This is a genomic window from Helicobacter salomonis, assembly GCF_900197775.1.
In the GTDB taxonomy this organism is placed as follows: Bacteria; Campylobacterota; Campylobacteria; order Campylobacterales; family Helicobacteraceae; genus Helicobacter; species Helicobacter salomonis.
The window spans coordinates 1-9,938 of the sequence record NZ_FZMA01000059.1; the positions used below are offsets into that span (position 1 = coordinate 1).

The following is a 9,938-nucleotide window of genomic DNA, read 5'->3' on the forward strand; positions in this document are numbered from 1 at the left end:
TACATCAATAAGAATATCTTACATCTATGAGCAACTGTAGTTGCTCGTTATATTAGACGCATTTAACGTATGTGTAAACCACTCCAAACAAACCTATTAAGGCTAGCACTGCGGCATGCAACATCTCCCAACCTCCACACGCTAAAATCAGACCTACAGCAGAGCTAGCTAGTAAATTTACCCCAAAGACAAACATGCTATTTAGCCCTTGTAGGCGCAGTTTGTGATCGGATTTAGTGGCATTGAGCATAAAAGTGCCTCCATTAAAACTGAGTGCCCAACCTACTCCTGCTAACACCAAGCATGCCCAAAAGGCTAACAAGTTTGCACTACAGAGAGCAATGACGCTAGCTCCCACATAGCACAATATGCCCAACACGATTAAGTATGTAGGGCTTAAGCTTTTGCTAACAAAAGCTAAAAACAAACTAGGCGCATACATGGCAATAAAATGCGCGACTAACACGCTTTTAGTTTGAGTATGGCTAAAATGAGAAGCACGCATGGCTAGCGGGGTAGCGTTCATCACCAAAGTCATTAAGCCAAAGCCTAGCGCACACGCACAGGTAGCTAAGAGAAAATGAGGTTCTTTGAGGAGGGTCTTCATGGGCACTTTGGGACTTTCTTTGGCACTAAAGGGTTTTAATTTTAGAAAAAAGCTAAATGCCATATTGAGCGCGCAAAGTAAACCCACAAACCCAAAAGAACCCACAAAGGGCACACTAAAGAGATGTATCCCCACATTGCCTAAATGCGGTCCTAAAATGCCTCCTAAAACCCCACCACTCACTACAAGAGCAGTGGCTCTATTTTGGGTGTTTTGATGCGTTGCATCAATGGCTTCTATTGCCAAAAAGCGATAAAACTGGTTGAGAGCTGTGAAAAAGCCTAGTAAAAAAGTCGCTAAACAAAAGAGCAGAAAGCTTTTGGCAAACAAGGCTATAATAGCTAAGCTACCACCCATCACGCCGAGCAAAGACGCGCCTACAAAGGCTCTTTTTCTCCCCCATCTTTGAAAGATTGAAGCGGCAAACAACACTGCCACAAACGCCCCACAGAGGGTAGTCGAAATGGGTAGAGTGGCTAGAGTGGTGTGCCCTAAAAGCCACTGCCCCGCGAGCGCACTACTAAAGGTCAAAAGCGACACCACCGCTCCACTAAAACCTTGTCCTAAGAATAAAAAAAGGATATTTTGATTGAACATGGGAGGGATTTTAGCGCGTTTTTGTATAACCCCATGCTTTTTCTAGTCTCTGCTTTGGCGATCCCTCTCTTTAGTTTTTGGGTTTTTTGTGCGCGCTTTAATCTCCACATATTAGAATATGTCAGTATATTTTACATGGTTGAGGGTATGAAAGCGTGAGGGTATTTTTACCCTTATTTTACTTTGTCTATGTGCTTATGGCACTCACGCCTGCAGGAATCATTTTTTGCTTGCACAATGCGACTTTTACGCTCTTAGAACTCGCTTTTGTTTTGCTAGGGGGGTTAGTCTGTGCTTTGTTGTCTCGCCTGTACATATGTTTTGTTGAAAAGCATATTGCACCCTCCGATGAAATGCGCGCTGTGGAGATGGTAGAAGTGGCCGAGCCTAAATATATTCCTGTTTATATTGCCTATTTTGTAATTGCGGTCAGTCTTGAAAATTGGTTCATGTTTGCGGTGGTGTTTATCATCATTTATCTTTTAATTCTCAAAGGGAAGTTTTCCTATTTTAATCCCTACCTTTTGTTTTTTGGGTACCATTTTTACGAGGTTGCTATCGATCCTAGCCAAATCACCAGTGATTCCCACATGTACGCAAAATATAAGGTGTTTTTGATCTCAAAAAGAAAGCTCAAAATAGAAAAGCAATATCCAAAGCTCATTAGACTCAATGATTTCGTTTTTTTAGATAAGGAAAAGGAATAAGCATGCTCTATGTTCAGATACGGGGGAAAATCTATTGTGTGAGCGATCAGTCTTTGAAGGGAATATGGAATTTTAAGGCATATGAGAATCGCCAAGAGGTGGATTATATCAAAGGGCATGGGAGAAATCTACAAAAAGGAGAGGTGTTTTCTATGCAAGCCCCTCTTGAGGCTCTCAAAGATTACAGGCTTGTGATATCTGGCGAAACATCTAGTATCAATGCTGTTAGCAAGGATATTTTAGAAAAAAATAAAGAAAATAAGAGGAACGAATCTAAGGTGTTATTTGTCCGCGTAAAAGAAGAAAATAACCTCAAATTATATTTTCAAACGATCAAGCAGGGTTCTATTATTAAGAAAAATTCCATCTCTTTTTTCAATACCAATGGCATGGCACATATTGACGACAAGCCAATTATTCTAATCCAAAATCGCACAGATGTTTATTGGAATCAGGCAACAGGGAAGCTTTATTTTAGACAAATTGAGGATGTGGAGCGTGTGTTGCCCTACTTTTTTGAAGATAAGGTTCGAGAAATTAAACAAGGGCTCAAAGACATCAGGGACTCTAATTACTCGTATTTGCGTTTAAACTTAGATCCGAATGAAATTACATCTGCTATGCCAAAAGCAAAACTCGTTAGAATAGAATTTTTGCTTCAAAAGGGGCACTTGGAAATATTCAAAGATGATAGAAATCTAAGTAAGCGGGATGATTATTTCGTATATGCCAAGCAATATAAGTCTCCAATACTTAAAGGTGGAAAACTCATAATTTGCGAAGTATCTGATTTAGATGAGCTCCATCACATCATCTTTGAGGCTTATTACACTACAAGAATAGGGGGACAAGAACAGCGGGTCGTTGCCGCTTTTAATGCAAAAAAGCGCTAAACCCAACCTGTTGCTGTGAAGTATCCAAAAAATAGAGTGGCATAAGGACATATAAAATCAAGTCTAAGAATTGTCTCCCACCTCCACCCCCATACCCCTGCATTTTAGTCTCACTTTGCTTTAGTCCTGCAGATCAAAACCCTTGCAAATTTTTCCTTGCCCTCAATATAAGGGACATATTTTGATAGTTTGACAATTTTAAACCCACACTCCAGCACACCATTTAAAATTTGGCGTGCAGACACGGCAAAAGGCGCATCATAATCGCTAGGGATATAGTTATTATCCACAAGCAACACCCCGCCATCATCAAATCTTTTATAGCTATCTGGGATTTGCTCTAGGAGCATAAGTCTTAGCCGTGCAATATTAGCTCTATTTTTGATAGGAAAATTGGTGAAAAAATGCGCAGCAGCACGCACTACTTGGCGCTTAGGAGTTAAAAACCAATCCACACTATGAAAGCCCGCCCATGCCTTCTTTTTGGCAAAGTAAGGGATAAAGGCGGTATTGACGCAATTTGTGATATTGGAGAGGATGATGAATTTCTTTTTGCTTTGAATGAGGATTTGCCAATATTTTATGGCGCGCGAAAAGGGCGGGTTGGTGCAGACAATGTCGGCTTCTTCATTCAAAATTCTTAAGGACTCCGTCTCTTCAAAGCCGCCATTATAATTTGGCGGGGTGTGCTTGATCTCACTCGCCCCCTCTTTGGTAAAAATATAGCCCTTTTTGCCCGCATGGAATAAATCCCGCTTACTGCCATAATGCGTGCAGATGAGTTTTTTCAGCTTGAGCCTGAAAAAGTGCTTTAAGAAATACAGGGCAAAGGCACTGGAGTCGGTATAATCTCTATTCTCTCCGATCGCATCATCGCAGTTACAAAACACGACCTTGTCTTGCCATATTTTTAGAGGGTAGCAGGATAGCTCTTTTTCCACATCCTCATACCTTGTATAAAACTCATCATCTTTAACTTCTCTGGCTTTGTCTAGTAGGGTCTTTCTAGTAACGCCCCGATCAATCATGCTGGGCGTGACTAAGGGCTTGGGCTCTTTTTTTGGCTTGGGGGGTTTGATGTTGATTTGGGCTACAAATAAGGGATGGGCTTTGATGAAACTTAAATAAGTTTCAAACAAACTTGGGTTGTAAAAATAAATCTCACGGGTTTGCACCTCCCTTAAATGGGCAAAAGCATTTTTAAAGTCCTGCTCGATTTGGCGCATGTTAGAGACTTCACAGGTGAAAAGGTAGCTGTAGGTGTGCTCTTGTGAGGTGCCTGTGATATTGTTGTATTCTTTAAGCCGTCTGGCTAGGTCATTGGTGATGCCAATTTTACACTTGCTGGGCTCTAGGCTGGATTGGACGATGTAAAGATATTGTTTGGGCATGGGCTACCTTTAAGAGTTTGCAAAGGGGCATTTTAACACAAGGGGTGCTACAAGTTTAAGAATCTGTGCAACCCCTCGCCTTGCCCGCCCTTGCAAGAGGATAACAAGGGAGATTTTTTAAACTAAAATAACCCTCTCGCCTTTAGCTTTCAAGGCCTCTCTCACCTTTTCATACCACCCCATGATGATCTGTGAGGTTTCTGCCCCCGGGCTTATGCATTTGTTTAAAGTGCCTCTGCCCTGTGGGATTGTCTGCCCCTCACTTGCCCAATCTAAAATCTTAACGGGTCGCCTGTAATGCATCCAATCTACTGAAGGGTCTGGTTTTTCTGTGATACACAAACTTCTATCTTTTCTAATGTCGTATGCCCCACCAATGACCTGTGTTAGCGCAACAAGTGCTCGCCCATGTTTAATCGCTACAATGTCATTTACCCGCATCACCTCTAAGAAATTTCTAATTTGCTCCTCTCCCTCTTTCCAATCCGCTAGACCAATGAAGCTATATTTTTCTAAAATTTGACGCACATCTACCACCTCCCATTTTACTTGCATGTGTTGCTGGTGGATTTGCATGTGCCAAAACTCTTGAAAAGGGACATTTGAAACATCTATAAACATCAAAACCTCCTAATTTTTATATCTATATACCCACCCCCAACCTTCAGTCCTCCAAAACCCGTAATTTTAAGGATTAAGGATTGTCGCGCATAAGAACTTAAAAAATTTTGAAGGATAGAAAGTCAAGTTTTAAAAAGCCAAAAACAATTTTTATAGAAGAAACGAAAAAGTCATCGCGGACGAAGGAAGATGAAGAAAAAAATCTAACTAAAATTAAACAAGCAGGAGCAAGTGAATTACCAAAAACTCTCCCGCATCACCTACCTTTTTCACCTTGTAAGAGCGCGCCTTATCTTACCAGCTATTCCTCCTCCTTACAACATCTGCTCTATGATCTCTAAATGCTTTTGCATGCTCTCATTAAAGTCAAAAAGTTTAGCACGCTCTAAACCCTTTTGGATACACTCTTGGCGCAAACTCTCATCAGTTAGGGCGATTTCTAGCTGTTTAGAGATGTCTTTCGCATTGTAGGGGTTACAATAAATCCCCGCATCGCCCAAAATCTCAGGCATACAAGACACATTGCTAGCCAAGATGACACAAGAGGCGCGCATCGCCTCCACCATTGGCAAACCAAAGCCCTCGGCCAAACTTCCCCACCACAACAAGCGGGCGTTGGCGTATAGAGTTTGCAACAGGGCATCGGACACATAGCCCAAGTTGACGATAAAGTCTTGTTGGCTATACCATCTTTCAGACTCGCTTAAATCGTTGTGTGTGCCTGTTAAAACGATTTTAAAACGCCCTTGTAACTCTTGGGGCAAAAGTTTAAAGGCTTCAATTAAGCGCAAAATATTTTTGCGCTTGGCTTGCCCGACTGCTAAAATAAACTCCCCTAAGTTGGGGGGCAAACTCTCACAAGCTTCAACGCGGTATGTGCGTAACCCGTGATAAATCACATGCACACACTCAGAGGAAAAGTGAAAAGTTTTGAGAATATCAGATTTGACATATTCACAAAAACAAATGGCTTGCGTGCAAATCGCCATTTTAGGATAAATGTAGTGCTTCCAAAGGGCTATGCTTTCTTTTGATAGAAACCAACTTTGAGGATCACACAGGGGCAAATCATGGATACAAACTAAGGTTTTCTTGGCATTAACGGGATGGATGTAGTAGATAGGCCACCCTGCCTCAATGCATAGGTCAAAGGATTTGCCCCTTAAAGTCTTGTTACGATTCCACAAAAAGCGGTATTTGACGAACAAAATAAAATCTCCGAGCAAGCCAAAGGTGGTGCAATGTGCTAAAAAGTGTCCTGTTTTGGTTTTAAAATAACGATAGATTTTACTTGGGGTGATGTTTTTAAGGCGTTGGAGAAAAGTTTTAGGGTGTGGTTTTAGTGGTTGTGGATTATCAGAGAGAGAGAGAGAGAGAGAGAACGGGATTTCAATAATTCCTCAAGACTAGAATAAAGTTTATCGTAGGCAAATAGCACGATTTCTACTTCTTGGTGCGCAAAATGCTTTTCTAAAGTTTGGATCAAAGCCAAAATATACACTTCAACGCCCGTCCATTTCCCCATCAAAGGGTGCACGTTAATGATAATTCTTTTCATGGAGACCACTTATTTTAGAAAAATATGATAGGAGATCATCCCCGCATCACCCTACTTTCCCACCCTTGCAAAGGGCAGTATCATCGGCGTTAGAGAGCTTGACTTCCAGGTTCGGGATGGGGCTGGGTATTTCCTCTCCACTAGGGACACGGGGAAAGCAAAGCTTTTACAAAGCTTTTTGAAAAGCTTTGTGACTGACTAAAGCCTTGAGCTTGTAGCTAAAGGATTGCTACAAGCAAGCCAAAGGCGCAAACTTAAACCAAAAACGCTAGAGTAGCATTCTTGCTTTAAAAAAGCAACAAAAGGCTTAAAAAGCTTCGCTTTTGTCAATAACCTACGCTCCAGTTCCTACAAAGCTTTGATTACACTCAACAAGGCGGTGATACCTTATCAACCAAACAAGCCAAACGCTCTATTAGTAGTGGTTAGCTAAATGCATTACTGCACTTACACACCCACCCTATCAAACATGTAGTCTTCATGCGAGCTTCAGGGAAAGCTTATCTTGGAGTTGGCTTCGAGCTTAGATGCTTTCAGCTCTTATCACAACCATGCGTAGCTACCCAGCGGTGCTCTTGGCAGAACAACTGGTGCACCAGTGGCATGTCCATCCCGGTCCTCTCGTACTAGGGACAGCTCTCCTCAGCTTTCCTACGCCCACAGCAGATAGGGACCGAACTGTCTCACGACGTTCTGAACCCAGCTCGCGTACCGCTTTAAATGGCGAACAGCCATACCCTTGGGACCTGCTCCAGCCCCAGGATGCGATGAGCCGACATCGAGGTGCCAAACCTCCCCGTCGATGTGAGCTCTTGGGGGAGATCAGCCTGTTATCCCCGGGGTACCTTTTATCCTTTGAGCGATGGCTCTCCCACACGAGAACCACCGGATCACTATGACCGACTTTCGTCTCTGCTTGAGTTGTCTCTCTTGCAGTTAAGCTAGCTTGTGCCATTACACTCAACTGGCGATTTCCAACCGCCATGAGCTAACCTTTGTAAGCCTCCGTTACTTTTTAGGAGGCGACCGCCCCAGTCAAACTACCCACCAAGCATTGTCCTGCTTATGGATAACATAAGCCAGTTAGCTAACAAAAACGCCAAGGGTGGTATCTCAAGGATGGCTCCACAGACACCAAAGTATCTGCTTCAGCGCCTCCCACCTATCCTGCGCATGGCATTCCCATTAGCAGTGCTAAGCTGTAGTAAAGGTCCACGGGGTCTTTCCGTCTTGCTGCGGGTAGGAGGAATTTTCACCTCCACTACAATTTCACTGGATCTCTCTTTGAGACAGCTCCCATCTCGTTACGCCATTCATGCAGGTCGGTATTTAACCGACAAGGAATTTCGCTACCTTAGGACCGTTATAGTTACGGCCGCCGTTTACTCGGGCTTCAATTCAAAGCTTCGCTCTTGCGAGCTAACCCATCCTCTTAACCTTCGAGCACCGGGCAGGCGTCACACCTTATACTTCCTCTTACGAGTTGGCAAAGTGCTGTGTTTTTGGTAAACAGTCGGGAGGGACTCTTTGCTGAGACCTACTTGCGTAGGCACACCTTATCGCGAACTTACGGTGCTAGTTTGCAGAGTTCCTTAAAGAGAGTTCTTCCACGCGCCTTAGAATACTCATCTCATCTACCTGTGTCGGTTTGCGGTACGGACAATTAGGGCTAAACTTAGAGACTTTTCTTGGCACGATAGTATCAGTGATTCTCTTCTTGATCCGAAGACCTCAAAGAGCCTGTTCAAGTTTCGAATACAGGAGCGGATTTGCCTTATCTCCCAATCTACGCTCTTAGACCAACACTTCCATCCGTTGGCTCACCTAACTTTATGCGTCCTCCCATCGCACACCCTAATTGGTATAGGAATATTAACCTATTTCCCATCGCCTACCCCTTTCGGACTTGGCTTAGGACCCGACTAACCCTACGATGACGAACATCGCGTAGGAAACCTTAGATTTACGGCGGATACGATTCTTACGCATCTTATCGCTACTCATTCCTGCATGCTCACTTCTGTGCGCTCCAACACTCCTTACCGGTATGCCTTCAACGCTGCACAGAACGCTCTTCTACCACTGCCCCAAAGGGCAATCTACAACTTCGGTGTCTATCTTAGCCCCGTTATATTTTCAGCGCATGATCACTAGACCAGTGAGCTGTTACGCTTTCTTTAAAGGATGGCTGCTTCTAAGCCAACCTCCTGGTTGTTTGAGTAACCACACATCTTTTTCCACTCAGAATAGAACTTGGGGACCTTAGTTGGTAGTCTGGGTTGTTTCCCTCTTGACGATTGATTTTATCACCCACCGCCTGACTCCCAAGATACAACAAAAGGTATTCGCAGTTTGACAGGGTTTGGTACTGCGGCGAGCAGCCCTAGCCCAATCAGAGCTCTACCCCCTCTTGTTATGACTTGAGGCTATACCTAAATATATTTCGAAGAGAACCAGCTATCACCAAGTTTGTTTGGCCTTTCACCCCTATCCACAGCTCATCCCAGCCCGTTTCAATGGGCACGGGTTCAGTCCTCCACAAGCTGTTACACTCGTTTCAACTTGGCCATGGATAGATCACTTGGCTTCGGGTCTGCAGCGTCTGACTAAAGCGCCCTATTCAGACTCGCTTTCGCTACGGCTCGTTTTCACTTAACCTTGCCAGACACCACAACTCGCAGGATCATTATGCAAAAGGCAGTCCATCACCCTGATAAATCATAGGGCTCTGAATGATTGTAAGTAGATGGTTTCAGGTTCTATTTCACTCCGTTACCCACGGTTCTTTTCACCTTTCCCTCACGGTACTTGTGCGCTATCGGTGTAGTAGTAGTATTTAGGGTTGGAGAGTGGTCTCCCCGGCTTCAGCCCGGATTTCCCGTGTCCTGGCCTACTCTGGATCCGACTATCTAGGGTGTATCTTTCGCATACAGGGCTATCACCTTCTATGGCTTACCTTTCCAGGTAACTCTGCTAGACAAACCCCTTGAATGTTGTCGTCCTCAACCCCGAGTGCAAGCACCCGGTTTGCCCTTTTCCCCTTTCGCTCGCCACTACTCAGGGAATCTCGTTGATTTCTTTTCCTCTAGCTACTGAGATGTTTCACTTCGCTAGGTTCGCTCTCTAAATAGAGTAACTTACATTGCTGTAAGTTGGGTTGCCCCATTCGGACATCTGCGCCTCAACGCTTCTTGACAGCTCCACGCAGCTTATCGCAGTCTAGTACGTCCTTCATCGCCTCTACTACCCAAGGCATCCACCATCTACTCTTAACATCTTGTTTGTTTCAGTTAGCATATCCGCTAAACTGCCTTGATAAGATTTCTACCGCCTTATTGAGTATAATTCTTTGGCTTTGTAGTTTTTACCTTTACATAGGCTATTGACAATGAAAAGTCAAAAAACACTAAGCAAAGACTTTCCAGCGACACACTCCAAAAACGCACCTCTTAGGCAAAACCTCAAAAACACGCTTCAAGAAAAAGCCCTCAAGCCATTCACATTTGCTTAGGCAAAAGCGCATTATATAGCTGGAAAGCTTAAGAGTGGCTGAAGGGGTGGGGG

General features: G+C 43.8%; 7 protein-coding genes and 2 rRNA genes. 2 read left to right on the forward strand and 7 right to left on the reverse strand.

Annotation, left to right across the window (positions count from 1 at the left end; genetic code table 11):
• Nucleotides 1-52: 52 nt before the first annotated feature.
• Nucleotides 53-1,204: an MFS transporter gene (locus tag C6H04_RS07575; protein WP_104732806.1), complete on the reverse strand. Its 1,152-nt coding sequence runs from the start codon at nt 1,202-1,204 to the stop codon at nt 53-55.
• 155 nt (nt 1,205-1,359) lie between these two features.
• Here C6H04_RS07575 and C6H04_RS07580 point away from each other — a divergent pair, with 155 nt between their 5' ends.
• On the forward strand, nt 1,360-1,911 hold the full coding sequence (locus C6H04_RS07580) for a KwaA family protein (protein ID WP_104732807.1): 552 nt from the start codon (nt 1,360-1,362) through the stop codon (nt 1,909-1,911).
• Nucleotides 1,912-1,913: 2 nt separating this feature from the next.
• On the forward strand, nt 1,914-2,804 hold the full coding sequence (locus C6H04_RS07585) for a hypothetical protein (protein WP_104732808.1): 891 nt from the start codon (nt 1,914-1,916) through the stop codon (nt 2,802-2,804).
• A 110-nt stretch (nt 2,805-2,914) separates the two neighbouring features.
• On the opposite strand, the gene C6H04_RS07590 is transcribed toward C6H04_RS07585, so the two are convergent.
• The 6 genes from C6H04_RS07590 to C6H04_RS07615 form a co-directional block, all read right to left on the reverse strand.
• Nucleotides 2,915-4,195, reverse strand: coding sequence for an adenine-specific methyltransferase EcoRI family protein (locus C6H04_RS07590; RefSeq protein WP_104732809.1), 1,281 nt, complete (start codon nt 4,193-4,195; stop codon nt 2,915-2,917).
• 117 nt (nt 4,196-4,312) lie between these two features.
• Nucleotides 4,313-4,816, reverse strand: a complete 504-nt coding sequence (locus C6H04_RS07595) for a pyruvate kinase (RefSeq protein ID WP_104732810.1) — start codon at nt 4,814-4,816, stop codon at nt 4,313-4,315.
• A gap of 314 nt (nt 4,817-5,130) precedes the next feature.
• Nucleotides 5,131-6,024 carry a glycosyltransferase family 4 protein gene (locus C6H04_RS07600; RefSeq protein ID WP_233711307.1) on the reverse strand — a complete coding sequence of 298 codons (894 nt, stop codon included), beginning with the start codon at nt 6,022-6,024 and terminating at the stop codon, nt 5,131-5,133.
• A 131-nt stretch (nt 6,025-6,155) separates the two neighbouring features.
• Nucleotides 6,156-6,374: a hypothetical protein gene (locus C6H04_RS07605; RefSeq protein ID WP_104732811.1), complete on the reverse strand. Its 219-nt coding sequence runs from the start codon at nt 6,372-6,374 to the stop codon at nt 6,156-6,158.
• 38 nt (nt 6,375-6,412) lie between these two features.
• A 5S ribosomal RNA gene (gene rrf / locus C6H04_RS07610) occupies nt 6,413-6,528 on the reverse strand.
• Between the two features lie 240 nt (nt 6,529-6,768).
• Nucleotides 6,769-9,657: ribosomal RNA gene (locus C6H04_RS07615) — 23S ribosomal RNA — on the reverse strand.
• Between the last annotated feature and the right edge of the window lie 281 nt (nt 9,658-9,938).